We start from the raw sequence: 26,097 nt of genomic DNA on the forward strand, positions 1-26,097 counted from the left end.
CGAAGGAAAGAGGTCACCCGTGCCCCCCACCGACGATCTGCCGCTGCGGCTCAGCGTGCACCACACCGAGTACCTGCCCGCCGACGGGGCGGTCCTCGACGTGGTCGCCACCGTCCGCGGGGTGGAGCCGGCCCGGGCGGACGTCGGTCACGACGGCCTGGCCGAGGTGATCCTGCTCGACTCGTCGGGTTCGATGGGGGCGCCCCAGGCGAAGATGCGCGCCGCCCGGCAGGCCACCGCCGCGGCCATCGACGCCCTGCCCGACGGGGTCGCGTTCGCGGTGGTGTCCGGCACGGCCCTGGCCACCATGGTCTATCCCGGCGACCGGCGGCTGGCGGTCGCCGACGAGAGCACCCGCGCCGCGGCCCGCAACGCGCTGCGCCACGTGGCTCCGCACGGCGGCACGGCCATCGGCACGTGGCTGCTGCTGGCCCGGCGGCTGCTCGCCACGCGGCCCGAGGCGATCGGCCACGTCATCCTGCTCACCGACGGGCGCAACGAGTCCCAGCGCCCCGCCGACCTGCGGGCGGCGGTGGACGAGTGCGTGGGCCGCTTCACCGTCGACTGCCGCGCCATCGGCTCGGCGGACGGCGTGCACGACTGGGACGCGGCGGAGCTGCTGGGCATCGCGGAGGCGCTGGGCGCCAACCCCGTGGTGCCGGTGGAGGACCTCGCCGGGCTCGCCGACGACTTCCGGGCGGTGTTGGCCCGCGCGATGTCCCGGCGGGTGGCCGGCGTACGGCTGCGGGTGCGCACCACGGGGCTGGCCCGGGTCCGCTTCGTCAAGCAGGTGCACCCAGCGATCGCCGACCTGAGCGGGCGCGGCGAGCCGGCCGGCGAGTTGACCACCGACTACCCGGTCGGCGCGTGGAGCCCGCAGGACCATCGGGACTTCCACGTCGCCCTGGAGGTCGACGCGATGACGCCGGGGGCGCGGCGGCGGATCGGCTGGTTGAGCGTCCATGCCGGCACCGACGCCGAGGCGGTCGAGGCGCCGCTCACCGTGGAGTGGACGGAGGACGCCCTGCGCTACTCGGAGATCAACGAGAGCGTCGCGTACTACACCCGCCAGCAGGACTACGCGGCGGCGGTCCAGCGCGGGCTGGCGGCCGCCCGGGACGGCCGGGTCGCCGAGGCGGAGGAGAACCTCGGGCGTGCCGTCGCGCTCGCCCACGCCGTCGGGCGGGACGACGACGTCGCCCTGCTCGCCCGCGTCGTGGACGTCCTGGACGCCGCCGGCGGCCGGGTCCGGCTCAAGCCCGACGTCGACGCCCGGCTCACGCAGTCCTCCCTGGTCGTGGCCCACCACACGTCCCGGTGGGGTCCGCAGGAGCCGCCGGCGCAGCGGGTCGCGCCGGTGGGGCCACCCACGCCGTGGCGGCACTGCGACGAGGAACAGACCGGCACGTACTGCGAGGGATGCGGCGCCCACCACCAGTCGGCGGACCGACCCGGCGCCGGCCGGCCCTGACCACCGATGGACCTGGACGTCTCCGACAAGGTCGCCAGCGTCGTCAGCGGGACCCTGGCGCTCGCCGCGGTGCTCGTCGCCACCTGGCGCCACACGCGGGACCGGGGCCGGCGCGGGTGGTGGACGTCGCTGCGCCCGGTCTGGCGGCGCGAGGCGGACGCCGGCATCGTGCACCCGCACCGCTTCGGCGGGTACGTCAAGCCGCTGTCCGAGGTGTACGTGCCGCGCCGCGCGGTGCCCCGGCTGGCCCCGACCGGTGCCGGCGTCGACGTGGCGGACCTGTTCACCGGCGCCGGCAACGTGCTGCTGATCGGGGAGCCGGGCAGTGGCAAGACGGCGCTCGTCCGCTACGAGAGCGCCCGGTCGGCGGCGCGCTGGCTCGCCGGGCGGGGCCGGCGCCGACGCTCCCCGCCCGGGCCGGTGCTGGTGAGCCTGCCGGCCACCGCCCTGGTGCGCCAGCCGTTGCCCGCCGCGCTCGCCGAGGCGTACCCGCGCGACGGCGACCCGCTCGACGTCGAGCAGGCGCCCGCCCCCGGCCGGCGGTGGCTGGTCTGCGTCGACGCGCTGGACGCCGTCGCCGACCCGGACGAGCGGGCTGTCGTCCTCAACCGCCTCGCCGAGCTGGCCCGTTCCCCCGGCCCGTCCGCCGCACCGCGCCCGTGGCGCCTCCTGGTGACCACGCGGCACCTGGCCGAGGACGAGTTGGCGGTGCTGAGCGACGGCTACCCGGCGTACCATCTCGCGCACTTCACCGACGCCGACGTGGCGCTGCTGGCGGCGCGCTGGTTCGCGGACGCCGGCACCGCCCGTGCGTTCCTCGACTGGACCCACGCCCAACGGATCACCGACCCGGTGCACAACCCGCTGACCGCCACCATCGCCGTGCTGGTGTGGGAGGGCGGGCAGGCGGGCGCGGCCCCGCAGCCCGGCCCCGCGGCCCTGCTCGACGAGTTCGTCCGCGCCCTGCTGCGCGGCGGCCGGGACCGCCTGGACGCCGCCTGCGACGCCCTGCGCAGCCACGGTCCCGACGGCGGGGCGGTCGCCGACTGGCTCGCCATCCGGCACGCCGACCTCGTCGAGGTGGCGGCGACCGCCGCCGTCGCGGGTGGCGATCCGGTGGCGGCGGTCGTCGACTGGTCGGCGGCCCACGCGCCGGCTCCCCCGGCGCGGCTGGTGCCCGACTGGCCCGCGCACGTGCGGCAGGTGCTGCTCGCCACGGATCTCTTCCGGGCCGACCGGCAGGCCCTGGCCTCGGTCTGGCCCAGCCTGGTGGAGTACCTGGCGGCCGGCCCGCTCGCCCGCGACTGGCGGCCGGACGAGTGGGTGAGCCTGATGAACACCAGCTCGGCGCGGTTCGTCGCGTTGCAGGCGATCAGCCGGGCCGCCGTCGCGCCGGCCTTCCTGCGGGCCCGGCTGACCGAGCCGGACGGCGCGGTCGCCGCCGGCCATCTCCTCGCCGGCCGCAGCGCCGCCGGGGCCGGGGCGCCCTCGTTCCGGGGGGACGTGCTGGCGGCGCTGCTCACCCACTGGTCCGGGGGCCCGGACGGGCCCGCCGACCGGGACATCGCGCGGGAGTGTTTCTCACTGCTGACGACCCTGGCGGCGGACCGGGCCGACCGGGACCTGCTGCACGAGATCGCCACGGACCCACGGCGGCCGGGCGACGTCCGGCGGGCCGCGGCGCTCTTCTTCGCCGTGCGCGCCCGCGACGCCCACCACCGCCGGGCGCAGGCGTGAGCGCAGGCCAGGGCGGCTGCGGTTAGGGGTCGGATAAGGGCCAGCCCTCGGTCGCGTGGCGTCGGTAGGGGGTGACACGGCGATGACGCCCGAGTTCCCATTGTCTTTCTTGCGAGCGCTTCGTTTCGCGGGCTAACTTCGGGCGCCCACGCTCGAATTCCCCGAGGAGAGCTCCGTGGATTTCACCCTGACCTTCGACTCCGCGTACGCCGCTCACGCGGCCGTGGTCATGGCGACCATGGCGGAAACCATGCCGGACGACGAGCTGCGCTTCTGGTTGGTCACCGCCGACGACGTCAACCAGCGGGCCCGGGCGACCCTGGAGCGGGCGGCGGGGCCGAACGCCACGATCTCGTACCTCGACGTGGACACGTCCCGGCTGAGCCAGTCCACGGGGTGCGACCCGGTGATGATGCAGTACCTCTCCCCCGCGATGTACCTGCGGCTGCTGGTCCCCGAGGCGCTCCCGGCCGAGGTCGAGCGGGTGCTCTACGTGGACAGTGACGTGCTGTGCACCAACACGCTGAAGCCGCTGTTCGAGTTCGACATGGGCGGGGTGCCCATCGGGGCCGTCCGGGACGCCTTCAACCGGCGCCTGCTCGACATGGGCGGTCTGCCCGGCATGATGTCCTACGGGATGGATCCGCGCGCCTCGTACTTCAACTCGGGGGTCCTCCTCATCGACGTCGCCCGGTGGAAGGAGGCGGGTGTCACCGAGAAGTCGCTCGAATACCTCAACCGCCACGCGCAGGAGTCCCGCTATCCCGACCAGGACGCGCTGAACTACGCCGTCTACGGCAACTGGCTGCGGATGTCGCGGCGCTGGAACGACGTCATGGGCTGGCGGTGCGAGCCGGAGTTCGGCGGCAGCCTGTCCGACGCGGCCATCATCCACTGCAACGGGCCGCTCAAGCCCTGGCAGCCCGCCTTCGACAAGGGCGCCCGGCGGGACCTGTACTGGCGGCACCGCCGCCTCAGCGGCGGGCTGCTGCGCACCACCCGGCGTTGACGGCGGCGCCTGCGCGCCGTCGGTGAGCGGATCGTCGTACGCCCGTCCGCCCCGGACGGGCGGAGCGGGCCGGATCGCGTAGCACGGAAAGGGCCCGCGCTCGGTGAGCACGGGCCCTTTCCGTTGTCGCCCGAACCCCGGGCGCGGCCCTACGACGCCTCCGGTCGCGGTGCGACGATGTTCCAGCAGAGACCGGCGGGGTCGCGGAGGATGATCTGGTGCGCCGCCTCCGGCTGCGGCTCGACGTGGGCTCCGGCGGCCAGTGCCCGCCGGAGCACCGCCTCGGCGTCGGCCCGCTCGATCGTCAGTGCACCCGCGCCCGCACCCGGGCTCCCGGCGTCGGCCGGTGGTGCCGCGTCATACCACTCGCTGACCGTCAGGCGATGGCTGCCGACGGCCAGTTCGGCGTGCAGGACGTGGCCGTCGAGCAGGCACTCCCGGTCGAGCTGGACCGCGTCGAAGACGTCCGTGTAGAACGCGATGGTCTGCGCCGTGTCGTGAACGGCGAGGTGGCGCCCCGGCCGCTGGTTCTCTGCCCACATCGGGTGTTGCCGCCTTCCGCTACTCGGCGATCCGGGTACGGCCGGTCCAGCGGAAGACCACGGGGACGTCGCGCAGGTCCAGGGAGGAATCCCGCTCGAAGTGCTCGTAACCGCCGTAGTGCCGGACCTTGATCTTTTCCGCCACCTGATCCACCTGGTGACTGCGCAGGTCGGCGGGGAAGTCCGCCGGGCCGCCCTCGAGGACGACGTCGATGATGCCGGTGGCGTCCCGGCTGACCGGCTCGGCCAGGGCCGGTCGGCCGGGGCGGTCGTCGGTGTCGACCACCGCACCGCCCGCCGTACGGACCGTGGTAGCCGACTCGGAAATGTCCTTCATGGCACGACCTCCGTGGTATCCCGTACGCCTCGGACGGGCCCACGCCGTTGCCGGCGGACGCGTCCCCACAGGCCGGCGACCCCGGTCGCCGGGCGAACGGACGAGACTCGTGGTCGAACGCCGTTGTCGGTGACCCGCCGCCCGTTCCTCCCGAAAGTAATCCTGGTCACACCCGGCGGAACACCCTTACGAGACCCCTAGGAAAGGCCCTGGCCAGCCACGATGTTCCATAAGGGCCCTCCTGTGCCGGGCCCGTCACTCCCAGCGGAAGAAGCGGGTGGCGAGCACGGAGCAGAGGACGGCCGTCCCGGCCAGCACGAGCAACTGGGCCACGTCGGGGCTGCCCCCCGCCCAGGCCGCACCGATCGTGTCCACCGTGGCGCCCAGCGGCGAGTAGTCGCCGATCCTGGCCAGCACGGCGGGCATCTGGTCGCGGGGCATCCAGGTGCCGGCCAGGAACAGCAGCGGGAAGAACAGCGCGGGCCCGATCGACTGCGCCGCCCGGGCGGACGGCGCCAGCGCCGCGATGAGCAGGCCGACGGCGAACAGGCAGGCCACCCCGAGCAGGAACGCCAGCAGGAAGCCCGGGACGTTGGCCGGCGCCGGCTGGTCCAGCAGGAACCGTACGGCGATCGCGGTGACCACCGCACCCAGGACACCCATGACGAGGTTGACGACGACCTGGGCCACCAGCAGGAGGCCAGGGTGCACCGGGGTGGTCGCCAAGCGCCGCAGCACCCGGCGCTCCCGGTAGATGCCGAGCGCCATGGGCAGGGTGAACAGCGCGAGCATCCCGATGGTCAGGGCCAGCGACAGCGACGGCAGGAAGGTCTGGTCGCCGTGCTGCCCGGCGTCGCCTGACGCGCCGCGCTGCGGCAGCCCGAAGACGAGCATCAGGCCGATCGGCAGGGCGAAGACGAAGAACAGCGACACCGGCTCCCGGAGGAACAGCTTCGCCTCGACGGCGATCAGCTTGGTCAGGGCGCTCACGAGGACCTCTCGTCGGTCGGGCGGCCGGAACGGCCGGTGAGGGAGACGAACGCGTCGTCGAGGCTGGGCTGCGCGACCCGGAGCGCCGTGTAGCGGATGCCGCGCCCGTTGAGCACGGAGAGCACCGCCTGGAGCACCTCCTCCGTGCCGGTCACCGTCACCTCGGCGCCGTCGTGGGACACCCCCGTCACGTCGGGCAGCGGGAGCAGCCACGCGTCCTCGACCGGCTCGACGGGACGGAAGTGCACCCGGTGCTCGGAGCCGACCCGGGTCAGCAGGCCCGCCGGGGAGTCGATGGCCACCACCCGCCCCCGGTCGATGATCGCCAGCCGGTCGCAGAGGCGTTCCGCCTCCTCCATGAAGTGGGTGACCAGCACGATCGTGACGCCCCGGTCGCGGATCCGCTCGACCAGGTCCCAGGTGTCCCGGCGGCCCTGCGGGTCGAGCCCGGTGGTCAGCTCGTCCAGGATGGCGATCTCCGGCTGGCCGACCAGCGCCAACGCCACCGACAGCCGCTGCTTCTGCCCGCCGGAGAGCTTCTGGAAGTAGGTGTTGCGCTGCTCGGTCAGGCCGAGGTCGGTGAGCAGCTCGTCGATGTCGGCCTGGTTGCGGTAGAAGGAGCGGTAGAGGTCCAGCGCCTCCCGCACCCGCAGCTTGTCCGGCAGCTGGCTCTCCTGGAGCTGGGCGCCGACGCGCTGGCGTACCTCGGTGCGGTCGCGCAGCGGGTCGAGCCCGAGCACCCGCACGCTGCCGCCGTCGGCCCGCCGCAGGCCCTGGACGCACTCGACGGTGGTCGTCTTGCCCGCCCCGTTCGGCCCGAGCACCCCGAATATCTCGCCCTTCTCCACGCTGAAGGAGACGTCATCGACCGCGATCTTCTCGCCGTATCGCTTGTGCAGGTGCTCGACTTCGATGACCGGCATGGCTTTGGGTCCTCCGTCACATGCGTGCTGCCCTCGGGCGGGGTGACCGGTGCTGGTCGCGGCACGTCGGCGCCGGGCCGGTCGAGCGGTCGGCCGACCCGTACCGGCACGACCACCGCCGCCCGGCCCACGGCAGACATCATCCGGTCCGGGGAAGGGTGGATCAACCCATCAGCTGGCGGATCGGGGTCGCCCGGCCGATGGCAGGGGTCGCGACCCGTCACCGACGGTGAGCATCCGCCCGGGTGTCGTCCGCCGTGCCGGCCGGGCAGAGACCCAGGATGTCGACCGGCGAGGTGAGGACGACGTCCGGCTCCGCCGCGAGCAGGGTGTCGCGGTCCGACTCGCCCCACAGCGCCGCCGCGGCGGTGACACCCGCGCCACGGGCGCTGGCGATGTCGCTCACCGCGTCACCGACCAGCACCGCCTCCGCCGGGTCGACCCGGAGCAGCGACAGGGCACGCAGGACGATGTCCGGCGCCGGCTTGGGCCGGGCGACCTCGTCCGCCCCGATGACCTGGTCGAAGCCGCCCAGCAGGCCGAGCCCGGCGAGCAGGGTGCGGGCGCGTACGCCGCTGCGGCCCGTGACGACCGCCAGCCGGGCTCCCCTGCGGCGCAGGGCGTCGAGTATCGAGGGCACGCCGGGCACCGGCGAGACGCGGTGGGCGAGCCGGTGGCTCTCCCGGACGAAGGGCTCCGCCATCGCGGCGGGCAGGCCCATCATCCGCAGCACCTCGGGCAGATGGTGACCGGGATACCGGCAGTACTCGTCGACCGGCGCCGCCCCGGCGCCGACGACCTCGGCGTAGGCGTGGGCGAAGGCCTCCCGCGCCACCGCGATGCTGTCGACCAGCACCCCGTCGAGATCGAGCAGGACGGCCCGGACCGGCCGCCCGGCGACCGGCGGCGGGCCGGCCGGGATCGGTTCGTCGCTCATGGGCGCTCCTCGCTGCGCCGCGGGGCGCGGGGCGGTACGACCGGTAGGGGTGGCGCGGGCTCGTGACCGGCGACTACGGTCGGGGCACCGGACGCTCCCACGCGGACCCTACCGGGCCGGCGTGACCGTCGGGTCGGCACACCGGCCGGGCTCGACCCGGGCACCGGCTGCCCGGCCCGGATCGGCGCCGGGCCCACACGCAGGAGGGCGCGGCACGATGTCCCTGTTGAGTTGGCTGGCGGAGTCCACCGACGAGCGGCCGGACGCGGTCCGGGTCGGCGAGCAGGCGGTCTCCTGGCCCCGGCTGCGCCAGCTCGCCGCCGCGGTCGCGGACCGGCTGCACGGCCTCGACCGGGTCGCCATCGAGGCCACGCCCACGCTGGAGACCGTCGTGGGCGTCACGGGCGCGCTGGTCGCCGGCACCGCCGTGGTGCCCGTACCGCCGGATGCCGGGCCCCGCGAGCGCGACCACATCCTGCGCGACTCCGGCGCGCGGGCGTTGCTGGTGCCGGCGGGCGCCCCGCCACCCGAGGGTGGGCCGCCGGTGATCCCGGTCGACCTGCGACACGGCTCGGACACGGTGCACCCGGAGCCCGCGCCGGAGGGGACCGCCCTGATCCTCTACACCAGCGGCACCACCGGCGCACCGAAGGGCGCCGTGCTGTCCCGCCGGGCGATCGCCGCCTGCCTGGACGGGCTCGCCGAGGCCTGGACGTGGACTCCCGACGACCTGCTGGTGCACGGCCTGCCGCTGTTCCATGTGCACGGTCTGGTGCTCGGGGTGCTCGGGCCGCTGCGGGTGGGCAGCCGGCTGCACCACGTCGGCCGTCCCCGGCCGGAGCGGTACGCGGCAGCCGCCGGCTCGCTCTACTTCGGGGTACCCACGGTGTGGTCCCGGATCCGCGCCGACGCGGCCGCCGCCCGGGCCCTGCGCCCGGCCCGGCTGCTCGTCTCCGGCAGCGCGCCGCTGCCGGAGGCCGTCTTCTCGGGGCTGGCGGCCCTGACCGGGCACCGCATCGTCGAGCGGTACGGAATGACGGAGACCCTCATCACCCTCAGCGGGCGGGCCGACGCGCCGCCCCGCCCGGGCACCGTCGGCCTCGCGTTGCCCGGCGTGGGCGCCCGGATCGTCGACGAGCACGGCACGCCGGTGCCGGCCGACGGCGCCTCGATGGGCGAGCTGCTGGTGCGTGGCCCGACCCTGTTCGAGGGCTACCTCAACCGGCCCGACGCCGACGCCGCGAGCCGGACGCCGGACGGCTGGTTCCGCACCGGCGACGTCGCGACCGTCGGCCCGGACGGCTGGCACCGCATCGTCGGCCGCGCCGCCACCGACCTGATCAAGAGCGGCGGCTACCGGATCGGCGCGGGCGAGGTCGAGGACGCGCTGCTCGCCCACCCCGGGGTCCGGGAGGCGGCCGTGGTGGGCACCCCCCATCCCGACCTGGGGCAGCAGGTCACCGCGTACGTCGTCGGTGACGGGATCAGCGACCGCGAGCTGATCGACTTCGTCGCCCGCCACCTGTCCGTCCACAAGCGGCCCCGGGAGGTGCGGCTGGTCGAGGCGCTGCCCCGCAACGCCCTCGGGAAGGTGCAGAAGAGCCTGCTCCGGGCGGAGTGACGCGGAGCCGCCCGGCGTCGGTGCGGGTCAGTCGCGGGCGGGTTCGCTGATCGCGGTGGCGACCAGTCCCCGCTCGACGGCGAACCGGCCCGTGAAGGCGCTCAGCCGGGTCCCGGCGAGCACCGGGCCCGGCACGAGCAGGGTGGCGTGGAACGTGCCGGCGGCCGGGTCGACCACGATGTCCGCCTCGGAGAAGTCGAGCCAGCGCCGGGTCAGCGGGAACCACGCCTTGTAGACCGACTCCTTGGCGCTGAACAGCAGCCGGTCCCAGCTGATGCCGGGCCAGGCGACGGTCAGGCGGGCGATCCGCTCGCGCTCCGCCGGCAGGGCGATCGCGTCGAGCACGCCGTCGGGCAGCGGCGCGTGCGGCTCGGCGTCCACGCCGATGGTGGCGAAACCCGCCCGCCGGCCGAGGACGGCCGCCCGGTATCCCGCGCAGTGCGTCATGCTGCCCACCACGCCGTCCGGCCACTGCGGCGCCCCCCGCTCGCCGGACAGGATCGGCACCGCCGGCAACCCCAGCGTGGCCAGTGCCTGCCGGGCGCAGTGCCGGACCGTGGTGAACTCCCGCCGCCGCTTGTCGACCGACGCCGCGACCAGTGCCTCCTCCTCGGGGAAGAGGGTCAGCCCCGGTGGATCGTCGTACGACTCCGCGACGGCCACACCGGCGGGTAGGATCTGCTCGATCACATCCGGATGCTACGGGCCGTGGCCGCAGCCGCCGAGACGGTGCGCGGCTGGCCGGGGTCGGGCCGGCGGCGATAGGGGTGGGTTACGGGTGCCGGCTCGTCTCGGGCGCCTGACACCCTGGGGGCGCCCGCTGGTGCGGGGCGGAAGAGCGCAGGCGTGGTCGGAGGACGCGGGAAATGCTGACTGGTCGGGTGGTGCGGTTCGACGAGGTGCGGGGCTACGGGTTCATCGCCCCGGACGACGGCGGGGAAGACGTGTTCGTGCACGCGAACATGTTGGACGGGCAGAAGATGCGGCTCGCGCCCGGCGTGCCGGTCGAGTACGAGGCGGTGGAGAGCGACCGGGGTCCCAAGGCGCTGACCGTGCGGGTGATCGACGGTGGCGACGGCGCGGGGGCGACCCGGATCGCGGCACCGGAGGACGCCCCACGCCTGCCCGGGCGACGCGTCTCCGAGGCGACCGACGACGAGGACGGCCTCTGCGACGTGCTCTCCGAGCGCGACCTCCGCACCGAGATCACGGAACTGCTGCTGACCGGCGTGCCGGATCTCACCGGGGCACAGATCGTCGCGATCCGCCGTCAGTTACTGGCGCTCGCGGGTCGGCACGGCTGGACCGAGGGCTGACCCCGGGGCCGGGCGGCGGGGCACCCGCCGTCAGCCGGCGGCACGGAGCCGGGACCTGCTGACCCGCCCCAGCGCGGTGCGCGGGATCTCGTCGAGGAAGTGGACCTGCCGGGGCCGGTCATGGGCGGAGAGGTGCCGGCCGACGTGGTCGATGAGCGTCTGCGCGGTCAGCCCCCGCGCGGCGACGTACGCGGTCACCTGCTCACCGAGCACCGGGTGCGGGCTCCCCACCACCGCCGCGTCGTCCACGCCGGGGTGGCCCAGCAGCACGTCCTCGACGAGCGAGACGTCGATCCGGCGGCACCCGCTGTGGACGACCTCGTGCCGCCGCCCGATGATCCGGTACGAGCCGTCCGGGCACACCGTCGCCAGGTCCCCGGTGCGGTGCCAGGCCCCGGCGCCGCCCGTCCCGTGGACAGGATCGACGTATCCGCTGAACAGCGTCGGGCCCCGGACGCTGAGCTCGCCCACCGACCTGCCGTCGGTCGGCACCGGCTGGTCGTCGCCGTCGAGGACCCGGGTCTCGACGCCGGGCAGGGGAAGACCGGTGGTGTCGGGCTCACGGCTCGCCTCGGCCCGACCGGTCACCGCGATGAGCGTCTCGGTCGTGCCGTACCCCTGCACGAGGCAGTGCGTCGTGAGCGCCCGCAGCCGCTCGGCGACCGGGGCCGGCAGGGGGTCGTCGGCGGAGACCAGGATCCGTGCCCGGGCCAGGGTGCGGGCCCAGGCCGGCTCGCGCGAGATCCGCGACCACTGCCGGGGCAGGCCCAGGTACATCGTGCCGGCGGGTGCGGCGTCGGTTCGTCCGACGTCGGAGTGCACCAGGCGGCCGCCCACCCGCAGCGTGCCGAGCAGGCCGACGACCAGCCCGTACGCCCGGAACAGCGGCAGCCGCTGGACCAGGACGTCCTCGGCGCTCCACCGCCAGGCCTCCGCCAGCAGGTCGAGTTCCGTCGCGATGGCCCGACGGGAGATCCGTACGCCGCGCGGGGGCCCGGTGGCGCCACCGGTGTAGAGGATCAGGGCGTCGGCGGTCGGGTCCGGCTCGGGGTGATGGGTCGAGGATCGCTGCCCGAGTTCCACGGGAACGACCGGCAGGCCGCCGGACGGGCGGCCGTCGGCGCACCCGAGCACGAGCGCGGCGTTCGACTCGCGCAGGATCCGGCAGCGCTCCCGCTCGTCGCCACCGGGCGGAAGCGGCACCAGGGGCACCCCCGCGCGGACGGCACCCACCATACCCACGACTGCCTCGATGCTCGGCGAGGCGTCGACGGCGACGGCCGCGGCGCCCCGGACCCGGTCGGCGACCGCCGTGGCGCAGCCCAGCAGCGCCTCGCTGGAAAGGGTGCGACCAGCCACCGTGACCGCGTCCCCATGGTCCATTCCGGAGCCGTCAAACCCGGCCAGCAGCGCCATTCGCGCTAACCTCGGCCGGCGACGTGACGGGCCGGCGACATCGGCGGGCACATCACGACCACGCAAACCCCTCGCGTCTTGGGTACGGTCAGCCCAAATCCCATCGCGCCACCCATGCCGGGCTGGCGCGTATAGCCCCGAAATTAGGGTGCGGTCCTCACTGAACACAACCCCTAGCCGACGCCACCCGGACGCCGGCCCCCGCCGTCAGGCCCGCCGGCACGCCGTTTCCGGGCTGGACACCGTCCGTTGGGGAGGTCACCAGCAGCACCGCCGGACGACCCTCGGGGCCGGACGCGAAGCGCACCGTCCCGGTCACCCGTCGCGGCCGTCCCAAAGGTGACGGAACGCCTCACCCAGTATCCGGTGGCATTCACGGACGACGTCGGCGTCAGCCCTTATCAATCGACCCGCGCCATCTGGTACCGGCTCCGGGAACCGGTCGGCTGACATCGCCGGACCGGAATTGTCCCCGCAGTTTCCCAACGCCCCTTGGAATGGCGATTCACCGGCGCTCCCGGAGGCGAAGGACCGGACGCATTCGGGAACGCTCCCAGCTCGCGGCCGCTCCGGTGCCGATACCCGGGTGGGGCATCCCGGTTCACGACCACTCACCAGACAATCGAAATTCTTCGTTTTCACCCCACGCATTCCTCAGCCACGCGCGACGCGACGAAACGTCACGACGCGATCACAGCCGGAGCCCCGCCGGGCCGACCGACGGGGTGCCGCCCGACACGCCGCCCGGCGCCCACCCGACAGGCCGCGTGGCGGCGGACACCCCGGCGGTGCACCCGGGCATGCCGTCGACCCGACCTCCACGACGTAAAGACAGGTGCACGCATCTCGTCGACCACACCCCGCAGCCACCCGCGGGCCACCTCCGGGCCCGGGGGGGCGCGGCGCGCGGTCAGTGCGCGGCGCGCGGCGTGCGGCCGGCCGCGCCGACCGACGAATGGGCGATCACGAATCACCCTTCTCGGAAAAGGGAAGCGCCAAGGCGCAAAAAACGGTCATTGCGTGCAGCGCGATGATGTCGAACACGTTCCGAATGCAGATGATCACCGATGGTCGCCGAAGTCGCGCGGTGACCATCCGGAGCCGACACCACACCTACGCGTGTTTGCCTTTCCTTTACAAACGCTGGCTTGCCGCCCAATTGCGGGACTGCCATACTCCCACCATGCACCAGGATCGATAGCGAGATGCCGTCCCGTGACCGGCCGGAGTGCCGGCCCGTTCATCGGGGCGTCGTCGCCCGACCGCGGCGGCCAGCCGCCGAAACCGACAGCCGTCAACCGGGGGACGACAGCGGTCGATAATCTGCCAAGTGGGGAATGGGTCTGAAATTGCCGATCTCGGATCTCGTCACACTCGGCGACGGACCAGGAGCGACGACACCCCCGACGGCAACTCCGGTTCCCACGTGGGAGTGGGGGCCATGTTGATCGAACGGGGCGAGCAGCTCTGCCAGTTGGTGGGACGCCTGGAGGCCCTCGGCCACAGCCCCGCGCCCGCCCTCGGCCACCGGCCCGTGGTCGCGCTGACCGGACCGGTCGGTTCCGGCAAGACCGCGCTGTTGCAGGCGTTCGCCGCGCGGGCGACCGAGACCGGCGCCCGGTTCCTCGCCGCCAGCGCCTCGCGCGCCGAACGCGCCGTACCGTTCGAGGTGTTCCGCCAACTGGTCCGGATGGCCCCGCTCGGCGTCGAGGCCCGACACCGGGTGAGCCGGCTGCTGGACGAGGCCATCCTCGTCCACGGTGACCTCCACGGCGTGGACCACGGTCGCCTCGCCCGACTCACCGCGGCGCTCGGCAGCGTGTTGCTGGACCTCGCCACGGGCACCCCCCTGGTGATCGCGGTGGACGACGTGCACCACGCCGACCTGCCGTCCCTGCAGTGCCTCGACTACCTCGCCCGACGCAGTGCCGCGACCTCCCTGATGATCGTGCTCGCGGAATCCCCCCGGACGGCCCCCTGGCACCCCGAGCTCTACGAGGGGTTGCTCCAGCCCGCCCGGCTGCACCGGATCCGGGTGCCGCTGCTCTCCCCGGACGGCACGTTCGCCCTGCTCGTGGCGCGGCTCGGCATGCCGGCCGCCCGGAGCGTCGGCGACGAGTGCCACCGGATCAGCGGCGGCAGCCCCCTGCTCGTACACGCGCTGGCCGACGACCACCTCGCCGGCACGGCCGGACGCGGCGACCAGCCGGTGACCGGCGAGGCGTTCCGCGAGGCGGTGCTGAGCTGCCTCTACCGCTGCGAGCACCTCCTGCTCAAAGCGGCCCGGGCGCTCGCCGTGAGCGGGCAGTCGCTCTGCGGCAGCCTGCCCGCCCGCCTGGTGGAAGGGCACACGGGCACGGCGCTCGAGTCGATCGACGTGAACAACAGCGCGGGTCTCGTCGTCGACGGCCGGCTGCGGCACCCGGCCGTCGAGCAGGCGGTCCTCGACGCGACGACGGCGGAGGAACGCGCACGCCTGCACGGGCAGGCCGCGAGCCTGCTGCACCACGACGGGGCACCGGCCGTCGAGGTGGCACGGCACCTGGTGCAGACCGGCGAGCCCGCCGAACCCTGGATGACGCAGGCTCTGGTGGAAGCCGGCGAGCAGGCGCTGAGCGAGGGCGACGTGCACACCTCGCTGCGCTACCTGCGGCGGGCCAACCGGGACTGCGCCGACGACGACTGCCAGCGGGCCCGCGTACGGTCGGCACTGGTCCGCGCCGAGTGGCAGCTCGACCCGCAGGCCGCCGTGCCCCACCTGCAGGGCCTTGCCGACGCGGTGCAGGCGGGACACCTGGGGACCCCGCGCGCGGCACTGCCCATCCACTACCTGCTCTGGCACGGTCTGGTCGACAAGGCCGTCGAACTCGTCCAGCACCTGCGCGACCGCACGGACACCGGCGACCCGCAGTCGGTCGCCGACCTCTTCGTCGCCAGCGGATGGCTGACGATGCTCTACCCGGGGGCCCTGGACAACGACCCGGCCCCGCCCGTGCCGGCACGGGACCCGCTCACCCTCTCCCGGATCAAGCAGCGGCTCCTGGGCGCCAACCTGCTGGGCGCCGTCCTGGAGCGGGGCGACGTCGGCGCGGTCGACGACGCCGAGCGGGCGCTGCGCACCGCCGGGCCGGACTCGGACACGGCGTACTGGACGGCGGTCTGCGCGCTGATCGCGATGATCTACGCGGACCGGCTGGACCTGGCGGGCAGTTGGTGCACCCGGCTGCGGAACGCCTCCCGGACCCACCTGTACCCGGCCCCCGCCGCGCTGCTCGACGCGCTGGAGGCGGTGATCGCGGTCCGCCGCGGCGACCTGCCCGCCGCCCAGGCGCTCACCGACAGCGCGCTCACGCAACTGCCCGCCAAGAGCTGGGGCATCGCCATCGGCATCCCGCTGGCCGCCCGGCTACGCGCGCTGGCCATGGTGGGCGATCTCGACAGGGCGGCGGCGTGTCTGCGGGTGCCCGTGCCGGCCGCCCTCTTCGAGACGCCCTTCGGCCTGCACTACCTGCACGCCCGCGGCGTCTATGCGCTCGCCGCGGACAATCCGGATGCGGCGCTGGCCGACTTCCAGCTCTGCGGGCGGCTGATGACGCAGTGGCGGCTCGACCTGCCGGCGCTCGTGCCGTGGCGCACGGACGCGGCCCGGGCCCTGCTGCGGCAGGGCAACTGCCAGCAGGCCGAGGCGCTGGTCCGCGAGGAGCTGTCCCGGCTCCAGCCGGGGCACGTCCGGCACCGCGGCGCGGCACTGCGGGTGCTCGCGGCCATGCACGACCCGCCGGCCCGGCTACAGCACCTGCGCACGTCCGTGCGGCTGCTGCAACAGACCGGCGACCGGATCGAACTGGTCCACAGCCTCACCGACCTCGGGCACGCCTACCAGGTCCTCGGCGACCACCGGCAGGCCCGCAGCGCGTCCCGTGCGGCGCGGATGCTCGCCGAGGAGTGCGGCATCACACTCGTCGCGCCCGGCCCGGCGCCCGCCGGCGGGGGTGCGCCGGAGCCCCGGGGTGTGGAGGCGCTCGTCGAAGGGCTGAGCGACGCCGAGAGCAAGGTCGCGACGCTGGCCGCGCAGGGACACACCAACCGCGAGATCGCCGCGAAGCTCTTCCTCACGGTCAGCACCATCGAACAGCGGCTGACCCGGATCTACCGCAAGCTGCACGTGAACTCGCGCAGCGAGCTGGCCGCACGGCTGCGGTCGACCCAGCCGGGGGCGATGACGGCTGGCCGGGGTACAGCCGCCGGAAGTGGCAACAACCGCCGGCCGGCCGGTCCTTACAGCCAGCCGTCGACCCCACGCGGACCGCAGTCCCGCTGACCGCGGCGCCGCCCGGTCACGGCGACCCGACCGGCACGCCCCGCCCGGATAGGGGTCGGACCGTCGCCCGTCCCCCCGGTCCGGCAGCGCCCTGGCGTCACCCCCGTCCGCTCCCGGCATGGGGTCTGACCAGCCGTTTGGCGGCCCAGGCCACCCGTACGACCGTCGGCCGTTCATCCACCGGCAACCTGCCCGACACGCGTCCGGGCACCGCCGATCGACCACCCCCCTGTCGGCCGGTCGCGCAACCCCTAACAACCGCTCAGATCCCGAGGATCGGCCGGCAAACCGTGGGGTCTGGAGCCCGTTGTCGGGTCGGCGCACCGGTGCCAGACTCCCCACAGCGATTGGCCCGCACGCGCAGCGGCGCGAAACGGCGGACCAGGTCAGGCCCACTGTCTCATGGCGACGTCCGCGGATTCCGACGCACGGTCACCGCGTACGCGACGCCCCGCGACGGTGCGGCTTCCGTCTAGGGGTAGTGCCCGTCGGCCTTGACGACCCGGTCCGGCACTGTGGATGAGAGAGGCACACGTACGTGATTCTGGTGCAGCGGGAGGAACAACTCGCCCGCCTCCGTAACACCTTCCTGTCCTGTCGGGAGCAGCGGCGGGGTCACGTCGCCCTGCTCACCGGCGCCGTCGGCAGCGGCAAGACCAGCGTCCTGGACGCCTTCGGCGGGTGGGCCACCACTGTCGACGGCCGGGTCCTGGCCGCCGCCGGTTCCCGGGCCGAACGGCACCTGAACCTCGGCATCCTCAGCCAGCTGTTCCACAGTGCCCGGTCGGACGCGGCGGCGGCGGGTCCCGTGAGCCGGCTGCTACGCGACGCCGCCACGGCCGCACCCCTGCCGGAACCCGGCCGCGAGGGCGGCGACTCGCGGACCACCGACCAGGTGTGGGCGCCACTGCTGCACGGCGTCTTCACCGCGCTGACCGAGCTGACGGAGCAGGGCCCGCTGATCCTCGCGGTCGACGACGTGCACCACGCCGATCCGGCGTCCCTGCACTGCCTGCTCTACGTCGCGCGACGCCTCCGGCACGCACAGATCATGATCGTGCTGGCCGAGGCCGTGACGCTGCGTCCGGCACACCCGCACTTCCGCGCGGAACTGCTCAGCCAGCCCTACCTCTCCCGGATCACGCTCCCACCGCTGGCCGTGGAGGCGGTCGAGCGGATGGTCGACGGCGCCGACGGGGAGGCCGAGGCCCGGCGTGCCGCCGAGCGGTGCCTGGCCGTCACCGGCGGCAATCCCCTGCTCACGCGGGCGCTGATCGAGCAGCAGGCGGGGCGGTTCAGCCACGATGCCGAGGCGGACGCCTCCGGCGGGGACGCCTTCGAACAGGCCGTGGTCGCCTGCCTGTACCGCCACGAGCCCGCGGTCCGTCGGGTGGCGCAGGCGCTGGCCGTACTCAACCGCCCGGCCGGGACCGAACTGCTGGGACAACTGCTCGACGTGGTCCCCGAGGCCGTCGACCCGGCCATGCGGGTGCTGCGGATGTCGGGGCTCGTCGACGTCGACCAGTTGCGCCACCCGCGCGTCCTGCGGTCGATCCTCGCCGACATGCCGCCCGAGGAGCGGCACACCCTGCACCAGCGGGCGGCCGAGGTGCTGCACGACCACGGTGCCGAGCCGAGCGCGGTGGCCGAACACCTGGTCGCCGCCGGATGGGCGGACGCCACCTGGGCCGTACCCGTGCTCCAGGAGGCGGCCGGGCACGCGCTGGCGATCGGCCGGCCCGACGTCGCGGCCTCCTGCCTGCGGCTGGTGGGACGCGCCCCGATGAGCGACGACCAGCGCGACGCCCTCAACGCGATGCTGGTGAGCGCACGGTGGCAGGTCAACCCGCTCACCGCCAGCAGCCACCTCACCGACCTCGTCGAGACGGCCCGGGCCGGCGGATGGTCCACCCGCTCGGCGCTGTCGGCGGTGCCGTACCTGCTCTGGCAGGGGCGGGTGGAGGAGGCGGTCGAGGCGGTGACCGCCCTGCCGACCGAGGACGACGGCGTGGGCGCCGCGGTCGCCGGCGGCCAGCGCCGGTTGTGGCAGTTGCTCGTCTCGCTGGCGTACCCCGACCAGTTGCGCGACGTGCGGGAGACCGCGCACACGTGGGCCCGCGTCGGCACGGCCTCCGCCGCCACCAGCCCGTCGTCGCAGGCGGTGACGCTGCTGGCCGCGGCCCTGATGCCGACCGCCGAGACGGACATCGTCGGCGCGGCCGAGCAGTTCGTCCAGCGCCACCACACCGACGACGGCGCCCTCGGCGTACTGACCGGCGCCCTGCTCGCGCTGCTCTGGAAGGGCCACTCCGACCGGGTCGCGTTCTGGGGTGACCTCCTGCTCGACCGGCCCGCGACGCGGCACGCCCCGGTCTGGCGGGCCGTGCTGCGCGCCGTACGCGCCGAGGCGGCGCTGCGACTCGGCGACCTGCCGGGGGCCGAGCACCACGCCCGCGCCGCGCTGGAGGACCTGCCCCCGGCGGCGTGGGGCGCCGCCGTCGCCGGGCCGCTGGCCACCCTCGTCTCCTGCGCCACCGAGGCCGGCCGGTTCCACGAGGCAGACCGCTGGCTCGCGCTCACCCTGCCGCCGGGCGCCTTCCGCACCCCGCTCGGCCTGCACTACCTCGCCGCCCGGGCCCGGCACCACCTGGCCGCCGGGCGTCCGCACGCCGCCACCAACGATCTTCGCCGGTGCGGTGAGCTGATGACGGCCTGGGGCATCGACGGGGCCGCTCTGGTGCCCTGGCGGTTGGAGCTGGCCCGGGTCCAGTTCGCCGTCGGAAACAAGGCCAGCGCCACCCAGCTGCTCCAGGAGGAGCTGCGCTCCCCGCACGGCGTCGACAACCGCACCAAGGGCCGCGCCCTGCGGCTGCTCGCCACCACCGCCACCCAGGAGCAGCGCCGCAAGCTGCTCTCCGAGGCCGTCCACCTGCTGCACATCAGCGGCGACCGGCTGGAGCTGGTGCGGGCGCTGGGCGACACCGGCCAGTCGCTGCAACGGGCCGGCGACTCGGCGCGGGCGCGGGTGCTGGTGCGGCGCGCGTACCAGCTCGCCCAGGACTGCGGGGCGTCCGTGCTGGCCCAGCGCCTGATCCGCCGCGAGCCGGGTGCGCCGGCACCGGCCTACCCGGCGGGCACGGAGACGGCGGAGCCGGAGGACGGCCTGAGCGAGGCGGAGCGCCGCGTCGCCGCTCTCGCGGCCCAGGGGCACACCAACCGGCAGATCTCCAGCAAGCTCTACATCACGGTCAGCACCGTGGAGCAGCACCTCACCCGGGTCTACCGGAAGCTGGACGTCAAGCGCCGCACGGACCTCCCGGCCCGGCTCATCGCGTACGCCGAGCCGCTCGCCGAGCAGGCGCGGGTCGAGGCCTCCTGAGCGAACCCGAAGGGGGGCGGACGCGAGCGTCCGCCCCCCTTCGGCCATCCGGTGGAACCTGGGTCCGTCAGTCCATCGCGCGGCGCATGAACCCGCGCACCCCGACGGCGGTGAAGAAGACGAAGACCCCGGCGAGGACGCTCAGGTCGATCCAGAGCGGCACCGACTGCACCCCGGTCGGCGCGACCACCGCCCGGATGCCCTCGCTGACGTAGGTCAGCGGGTTGAGCGCGCAGATCACCTGGAACCAGGGCAGGCCGTCGATCGCCCGCAGCGGGAACTGGCTGGCGCCGGTGAACATCAGCGGGGTCATGATGACGGTGAACATGATCTGGATGAGGTGCGGCGGCACCAGCGTGCCGAAGGTCAGCCCCATCGCCGCGCCGACCATGGCGCCGACCAGCAGGATGCCGATCACCGGCAGGATCGTGCTCATGGGCCAGCTGACGCCGAGCATCATCATGCCGACCGGGATCAGCACGAGCCCGGCGATCAGCCCCCGGATCGCGCCGAAGACGATCTTCTCCAGCGCCACCAGCGGGATCGACATCGGCGAGAGCAGGCGGTCCTCGATCTCCCGGGTGAAGGAGAAGTCCATCACCATCGGCAGCGCGGTGTTCTCCAGGCCGATCAGGAACGCGTTCAGCGCGATGACGCCCGGCAGCAGCACGTTGGCGAAGTCGTTGCTGGCGTAGCCGAGGTCGGCCAGCACCTTGCCGAAGATCAGCAGCATGAACAGGGGCTGGAGGAACACCTGGGCGAGGAAGCCCACGAACTCCTTGCTGGTGACGAAGAGGTCCCGCCAGAGCACGGCGCGGAACGTGGCGAACTGCTCCAGCAGGCTCACCGCGGCGGGCGGTCGGGCGCCCGTCGACGGTGCGGCCGGCATGGCGGGGGCGGTGACGCTCACCGAAGTTCCCTTCCGGTCAGGTGGATGAAGACGTCCTCGAGGCTGGGCTGCCCGATGCCGAGCTCGCGTACCTCGCAGCGCAGATCACCGAGGATCTTCAGCGCCATCGGGATCGCGTTGGCCGGCTGGGTGCTGGTGTAGACCCGGAAGGTGAGGGTGGCGTCGGGGTCCTCGGTCTCCGGGGCGGGCGGCGCCGGCATGGGCGGCATGCCCGGGAACATGGGCGGCGTCGGGTTGGCGCTGGCCCGCGCGCCGGCCCGGACCCGCTCGACCCGTTCCACCTCCGGGAGGTTGCCGAGCGCGGCCTGCACCTCCTCGGCGCCGGGGCCGCCGCTGATCCCGATGCTGAGCGTGCTGCTGCCCGGCAGGGTCCGGGTCAGCGCGGCCGGCGTGTCGAGGGCCAGCAGGCGACCGTGGTCGACGATGCCGACCCGGTCGCACAGCTTCTCGGCCTCGTCCATGTCGTGCGTGGTGACCACCACGGTCACGCCCGCCGCGCGCAGCTCGGCGATCCGGTCGTGGACGAACAGCCGCGACTGCGGGTCGAGGCCGCCGGCGGGCTCGTCGAGGAAGAGCACCCGGGGACGGTGCATCAGCGCCCGGGCGATCATCGCCCGCTGCGCCAGGCCGCCGGAGAGGAAGTCGGTGCGGGACTTGGCGTGGTCCGCCAGCCCCATCTGCTCCAGCAGCTCGTCGGCCCGGCGGATCCGGTCGCGCCGGGGCATCCGGTGGTACGCCGAGTGGAACAGCAGGTTCTGCCGTACCGTCAGCGCCCGGTCCAGGTTCACCCGCTGCGGCACGACCGCGAGCAGCTGCCGCGCGACGGCCGGGGACCGGTCCACGTCGGCGCCGCAGACCGTCGCCCTGCCGGAGGTGGCGCGCACCCGCGTCGTGAGCACCCCGATCGTCGTGGTCTTGCCCGCGCCGTTCGGCCCGAGCAGCCCGAAGACCTCGCCGGCCGCGACGGAGAAGCTCAGTCCGTCCACCGCCGGCGGCATGTCGGGCCGGTACTTCTTGACCAGCTCCGTGACCACCACTGCCTCGTCCACGCCGTCATGCTCCCGTCCGGGTGACTTGTCGGATAGATGTGTGTGCGCGGTTAGGGGTCGCCGCGCGCCTGCTAGGGGACACGGGTCAGAACCCGTGGGACACCAGCCACCGCTGGACGTTCCCCGCGACGTCGGGGCCGTTCTCGCCGACCATGGTGAAGTGGTCCCCGTCGGCGTCGATGGCCTCGTGCGGGTACGGCCAGGTCGACCGCCAGTCCCCCTCGTCCTCGCCCCACTCCCCCAACGGCAGGGTGGCCCGGACCAGCAGCGTCGGGCTCTCCAGCTGCCCGGGCCGCCAGTTGTGGAACAGCGGGATGTAGCCCGCCCACGCGGTGGTGCGCCAGTCGTCCATCGGGGTGTACGCGCTGTCCCGGTCGGTCATCCCGCCGAGCAGCTGCGGCAGCCACCGGCCCAGCACCTCGCTGTCGGCCGGGTAGGTGTCCATCAGCACCACGGCCGCGGGGGGACGGCCCTGCCGTTCCAGCTCGCGGGCCAGCACGTTGGCCACCATCGCGCCGCCGGAGTGGCCGCCCAGCAGGTACGGCCCGGCGCCGACCGTGTCGAGCACGGTCGCGGCGTGCACCCGCAGCAGCGCGTCGAGGTCGGCGGGGAGTTCCTCCTCCGCCCCGAAGCCCGGGTTGGGCAGCGCGTACACGTCCCGCACGCCCCGGAAGCCGGCGGCGATCCGGGCGTACTCGTGCGGGCCGGAGAGCAGCGACATGGTGCAGCACAGCACCAGCGGCGCCCCCGTACCGTCGCCCTGGGCGAGCCGGAGGACGCCCGCCGGGCGGGTGAGTTCCGCCGGCTCGGTGAAGGTCGGCCGGAACCGGGACAGCTTGAGCAGCACGTCGGCGTACCCGGCGGCGTCCTCGCGGGCGGCCGGCTGCCGGAACAGGCCGCCGAGGATGCCCCCGGCACTGGCCGGGTCGGCCGTCGGCGACGCCGTCGGGCCGACGTGGCCGGCCAGGTGGCGGGCCAGCGCCGCCGGGGTGGGGTGGTCGAAGAGCAGGGTGGCGGAGAGCTCCGCGCCGGTCTCGACGCGCAGCGCGTCGCGCAGCTCCAGCGCGGTCAGCGAGTCGAACCCGATCGCCAGGAAGTCCTCGTCCGGGTCGACGGCACCGGGCGAGGTGTGCCCGAGCACCGTGGCGACCAGGGCCCGGACCAGGTCGAGCAGGATCTGGTACCGGTCGTCCGGGGCGCTGGCGGCCAGCCGCGCGGCGAGCGCCCCGGCCAGGTCCCCGCCGCCCTCGGCACGGGCCGTTCCGGCCGGCTCCGGCGTGCCGCCCGGCGCGGCGGCCAACTCCGGCGTCGCGTCGGTGCGCGGCACCAGCTCGATCCGGATCGGCTCCGGCCAGAACCGCTCGTGGGCGAAGGCGTAGGTGGGCAGGTCGACCCGGGCGGCCCCGGTGCCGGCGAAGAGCGCCGGCCAGTCCACGGCGGCACCGCGCATGTCCACGGTGGCCAGCGCGGCCAGCAGGGTGGCCGGTTCGGGCTGGTCGCGCCGGCTGACCGCGACGAACGCGGCGTTGCCCGCGTCGGGCAGGCACTCGCGGCCGAGGGCGGTCAGCGCGCCGTCCGGCCCGAGTTCCAGGAACGTGCCCACCCCTGCCGAGGCGAGGGTGCGTACGCCGTCGTGGAACCGCACGGTGTCGCGGACGTGCCGGACCCAGTACTCCGGGTCGGTGGCCTCCTGCGCGGTGAGCACCTCGCCGGTGCGGTCGGAGACGATCGGCAGGGTCGGCGGGTGGAACGTCAGCTTCTCCGCGACCACCCGGAAGTCGTCCAGCATCGGGTCCATCAGGGCGGAGTGGAAGGCGTGGCTGACCCGCAGCCGCCGGCCGCGCCGGCCCTGCCCCGCGAGCTGTTCCCGGGCCCGGTCGACGGCCGCCTCGCTGCCGGAGAGCACCACCGACCCGGGGCCGTTGACCGCGGCCAGCGCCAGGTCGTCGTCGAGCAGGGGCGTCACGTCGGCCTCGGAGGCGCGTACGGCGAGCATCGCCCCGCCGTCGGGCAGCGCCTGCATGAGCCGGCCCCGGGCGGCGACAAGGGCGGCGGCGTCGGCCACCGACAGCACCCCGGCCACGTGCGCGGCGGCGAGTTCCCCGACGGAGTGGCCGAGAAGCTGGTACGGGCGCAGCCCCCAGCCGGTCACCAGGCGGAAGGCCGCCACCTCGTACGCGAACAGCGCCGCCTGGGTGAACTCGGTGCGGTCCAGCAGCGCGGCGTCGGGGTGCTCCGGCGCGGCGAAGACGATCTCGCGCAGCGGCCGGCGCAGGTGCCGGTCGAGTTCGTCGGCCACCTCGTCGAAGGCGGCGGCGAACGCCGGGAAGGCCCGGTACAGCCCGGCGCCCATCCCCGCGCGCTGCGCGCCCTGGCCGGTGAACAGGAACGCGAGCCGCCCGCCGGCACGGGCCACGCCCCGGACCACCCTGGGTGCGGTGCGCTCCTCCGCGACCGCCCGCAGGCCGTCGCGCAGCTCCTCCCGGTCGGTGCCCAGCAGCACCGCCCGGTGCGGCAGCGCGGCCCGGGTGGTGACCAGCGACCAGCCGACGTCCACCGGGGACAGCTCGGGCCGCTCGTCGAGCAGGGACAGCAGCCGGCGGGCCTGCCCGGCCAGCGCCGGCGCCGACCGCGCCGAGACGAGCCACGGGATCGGGACGTCAGGGCCGTGGACGACCGCCCGCGCTCCCGACGCGGGGCCGGCGGCGTCCTCACCCGGCTCGTCGACCGGGGGCGCCTGTTCGATGATGGTGTGCACGTTGGTGCCGCTGATGCCGAACGCGGAGACGCCGGCCCGCCGGGGCGCGCCGGTCTCCGGCCACGGCACGGCCTCGGTGAGCAGCGACACCGCCCCCGCCGACCAGTCGACGTGCGGGGTGGGCGTGTCGACGTGCAGGGTCGCCGGCAGCACGCCGTGCCGCATCGCCATCACCATCTTGATCACCCCGGCCACGCCCGCCGCCGCCTGGGTGTGCCCGATGTTCGACTTCACCGAGCCCAGCAGCAGCGGCCGGTCGGCCGGCCGGCCCTGCCCGTACGTGGCCAGCAGCGCCTGCGCCTCGATCGGGTCGCCGAGGGTCGTGCCGGTGCCGTGCGCCTCGACCACGTCGACGTCGGCGGCGGTCAGCCCGGCGCTGGCCAGCGCGGCCCGGATCACCCGGCGCTGGGCGGGGCCGTTGGGCGCGGTGAGGCCGCTGCTCGCCCCGTCCTGGTTGACCGCGCTGCCCCGGACCACGGCGAGCACCCGGTGGCCGTTGCGGCGGGCGTCACTGAGCCGCTCGACCAGCAGCATGCCGACGCCCTCGGACCAGCCGGTGCCGTCCGCCGCCGCCGCGAAGGACTTGCAGCGGCCGTCCCGGGACAGGCCCCGCTGCCGGCTGAACTCCACGAACACCGTCGGGGTGGCCATCACCGACACGCCGCCGGCCAGGGCGAGCGAGCACTCCCCCAGCCGCAGCGACTGGCAGGCCAGGTGCAGGGCGACCAGCGACGAACTGCACGCGGTGTCGACGGTGACGGCCGGCCCTTCCAGGCCCAGCGTGTACGCGATCCGGCCGCTGGCGACCGCCGCGGCGTTGCCGGTGCCGACGTAGCCCTCGACCCCGCCGCCGACCCCGGTGAGCAGGGCCGCGTAGTCGCCCTGACTGCTCGTCGCCGCGAACACCCCGGTCGGTGCCCCGCGCAGGGTGGTCGGGTCGATCCCGGCCCGCTCGAACGCCTCCCAGGACGCCTCCAGCAGCAGCCGCTGCTGCGGGTCCATGGCGAGGGCCTCGCGGGGCGAGATGCCGAAGAACGCCGGGTCGAAGTCGCCGGCCGGGTAGAGGAAGCCGCCCTCGCGCACGTACGAGGCGCCCCGCCGGTCCGGGTCCGGGTCGTAGAGCGCGTCGAGCTCCCAACCCCGGTCGGCGGGGAACGGCGCCATCGCGTCGGTGCCGGCGGCGACCAGGTCCCACAGCTGCTCGGGCGAGCCGACGTCGCCGGGCAACCGGCAGCTCATGCCGATGATGGCGACCGGTTCGCTGAGCGCCGCGGTGAGCTTCTGGTTCTGCTGCTTCAGCTTCTGGTTGTCGAGGAGGGAGGCGCGCAGGGCGCCGACGACCTCGTCCAGCGAGACGCTCATCGGGGGCTCCTCATCGGGG

Annotated in this window: 17 protein-coding genes; 7 read left to right on the forward strand and 10 right to left on the reverse strand. The window is 74.6% G+C overall.

Annotated features, from left to right (window positions below; all coding sequences use genetic code 11):
* Positions 1–19 precede the first annotated feature (19 nt).
* From ABZ809_RS15205 to ABZ809_RS15215, 3 genes are all read left to right on the forward strand, one after another.
* Positions 20–1,471 carry a VWA domain-containing protein gene (locus ABZ809_RS15205; RefSeq protein WP_357563102.1) on the forward strand — a complete coding sequence of 484 codons (1,452 nt, stop codon included), beginning with the start codon at positions 20–22 and terminating at the stop codon, positions 1,469–1,471.
* A 6-nt stretch (positions 1,472–1,477) separates the two neighbouring features.
* Positions 1,478–3,208, forward strand: a complete 1,731-nt coding sequence (locus ABZ809_RS15210) for a hypothetical protein (RefSeq protein ID WP_357563103.1) — start codon at positions 1,478–1,480, stop codon at positions 3,206–3,208.
* A 175-nt stretch (positions 3,209–3,383) separates the two neighbouring features.
* A complete protein-coding gene (locus ABZ809_RS15215; protein ID WP_357563104.1) occupies positions 3,384–4,217 on the forward strand; it encodes a glycosyltransferase family 8 protein in 834 nt (277 codons plus the stop codon).
* Positions 4,218–4,366: 149 nt separating this feature from the next.
* Here ABZ809_RS15215 and ABZ809_RS15220 read toward each other — a convergent pair whose 3' ends face one another.
* The 5 genes from ABZ809_RS15220 to ABZ809_RS15240 all read right to left on the reverse strand — a co-directional run bounded on the left by ABZ809_RS15220 (position 4,367) and on the right by ABZ809_RS15240 (position 7,946).
* Positions 4,367–4,759, reverse strand: coding sequence for a VOC family protein (locus ABZ809_RS15220; RefSeq protein WP_357563105.1), 393 nt, complete (start codon positions 4,757–4,759; stop codon positions 4,367–4,369).
* Positions 4,760–4,778: 19 nt separating this feature from the next.
* Positions 4,779–5,096: a DUF5988 family protein gene (locus tag ABZ809_RS15225; RefSeq protein ID WP_357563106.1), complete on the reverse strand. Its 318-nt coding sequence runs from the start codon at positions 5,094–5,096 to the stop codon at positions 4,779–4,781.
* A gap of 255 nt (positions 5,097–5,351) precedes the next feature.
* Positions 5,352–6,086 (reverse strand): ABC transporter permease, encoded by a 735-nt coding sequence (locus ABZ809_RS15230; protein WP_357563107.1) that lies wholly within the window; start codon positions 6,084–6,086, stop codon positions 5,352–5,354.
* Positions 6,083–7,009, reverse strand: coding sequence for an ABC transporter ATP-binding protein (locus tag ABZ809_RS15235; RefSeq protein WP_357563108.1), 927 nt, complete (start codon positions 7,007–7,009; stop codon positions 6,083–6,085). Before ABZ809_RS15235 ends, ABZ809_RS15230 begins: the two co-directional genes overlap by 4 nt.
* 220 nt (positions 7,010–7,229) lie before the next feature.
* The gene (locus ABZ809_RS15240) at positions 7,230–7,946 is read right to left on the reverse strand and encodes an HAD-IA family hydrolase (RefSeq protein WP_357563109.1); all 717 of its coding nucleotides are present in this window, start codon (positions 7,944–7,946) and stop codon (positions 7,230–7,232) included.
* Positions 7,947–8,163: 217 nt separating this feature from the next.
* Between ABZ809_RS15240 and ABZ809_RS15245 the strand changes: the two genes are divergently transcribed.
* A complete protein-coding gene (locus tag ABZ809_RS15245; RefSeq protein ID WP_357563110.1) occupies positions 8,164–9,567 on the forward strand; it encodes an acyl-CoA synthetase in 1,404 nt (467 codons plus the stop codon).
* Positions 9,568–9,594: 27 nt separating this feature from the next.
* On the opposite strand, the gene ABZ809_RS15250 is transcribed toward ABZ809_RS15245, so the two are convergent.
* Entirely contained in the window at positions 9,595–10,257 is a 663-nt protein-coding gene (locus ABZ809_RS15250; RefSeq protein WP_357563111.1) for a 4'-phosphopantetheinyl transferase superfamily protein, read from the reverse strand.
* A 176-nt stretch (positions 10,258–10,433) separates the two neighbouring features.
* Between ABZ809_RS15250 and ABZ809_RS15255 the strand changes: the two genes are divergently transcribed.
* Positions 10,434–10,883 (forward strand): cold shock domain-containing protein, encoded by a 450-nt coding sequence (locus ABZ809_RS15255; protein WP_357563112.1) that lies wholly within the window; start codon positions 10,434–10,436, stop codon positions 10,881–10,883.
* Between the two features lie 30 nt (positions 10,884–10,913).
* On the opposite strand, the gene ABZ809_RS15260 is transcribed toward ABZ809_RS15255, so the two are convergent.
* Positions 10,914–12,299: an AMP-binding protein gene (locus ABZ809_RS15260; protein ID WP_357563113.1), complete on the reverse strand. Its 1,386-nt coding sequence runs from the start codon at positions 12,297–12,299 to the stop codon at positions 10,914–10,916.
* Positions 12,300–13,740: 1,441 nt separating this feature from the next.
* Here ABZ809_RS15260 and ABZ809_RS15265 point away from each other — a divergent pair.
* Both ABZ809_RS15265 and ABZ809_RS15270 read left to right on the forward strand, forming a co-directional pair.
* The gene (locus tag ABZ809_RS15265; protein ID WP_357563114.1) at positions 13,741–16,620 is read left to right on the forward strand and encodes an AAA family ATPase; all 2,880 of its coding nucleotides are present in this window, start codon (positions 13,741–13,743) and stop codon (positions 16,618–16,620) included.
* A 538-nt stretch (positions 16,621–17,158) separates the two neighbouring features.
* Complete coding sequence (locus ABZ809_RS15270; protein WP_357563115.1) at positions 17,159–19,999, forward strand: AAA family ATPase; 2,841 nt, start codon at positions 17,159–17,161, stop codon at positions 19,997–19,999.
* A 67-nt stretch (positions 20,000–20,066) separates the two neighbouring features.
* On the opposite strand, the gene ABZ809_RS15275 is transcribed toward ABZ809_RS15270, so the two are convergent.
* The 3 genes from ABZ809_RS15275 to ABZ809_RS15285 all read right to left on the reverse strand — a co-directional run bounded on the left by ABZ809_RS15275 (position 20,067) and on the right by ABZ809_RS15285 (position 26,078).
* Positions 20,067–20,909 carry an ABC transporter permease gene (locus ABZ809_RS15275; protein ID WP_357563116.1) on the reverse strand — a complete coding sequence of 281 codons (843 nt, stop codon included), beginning with the start codon at positions 20,907–20,909 and terminating at the stop codon, positions 20,067–20,069.
* Positions 20,906–21,958: an ABC transporter ATP-binding protein gene (locus tag ABZ809_RS15280; protein ID WP_357563117.1), complete on the reverse strand. Its 1,053-nt coding sequence runs from the start codon at positions 21,956–21,958 to the stop codon at positions 20,906–20,908. Before ABZ809_RS15280 ends, ABZ809_RS15275 begins: the two co-directional genes overlap by 4 nt.
* Before the next feature lie 85 nt (positions 21,959–22,043).
* Complete coding sequence (locus ABZ809_RS15285; protein ID WP_357563118.1) at positions 22,044–26,078, reverse strand: beta-ketoacyl synthase N-terminal-like domain-containing protein; 4,035 nt, start codon at positions 26,076–26,078, stop codon at positions 22,044–22,046.
* Positions 26,079–26,097: the final 19 nt, after the last annotated feature.

The organism is Micromonospora sp. NPDC047074 (genome assembly GCF_040643815.1).
Lineage (GTDB): Bacteria > Actinomycetota > Actinomycetes > Mycobacteriales > Micromonosporaceae > Micromonospora.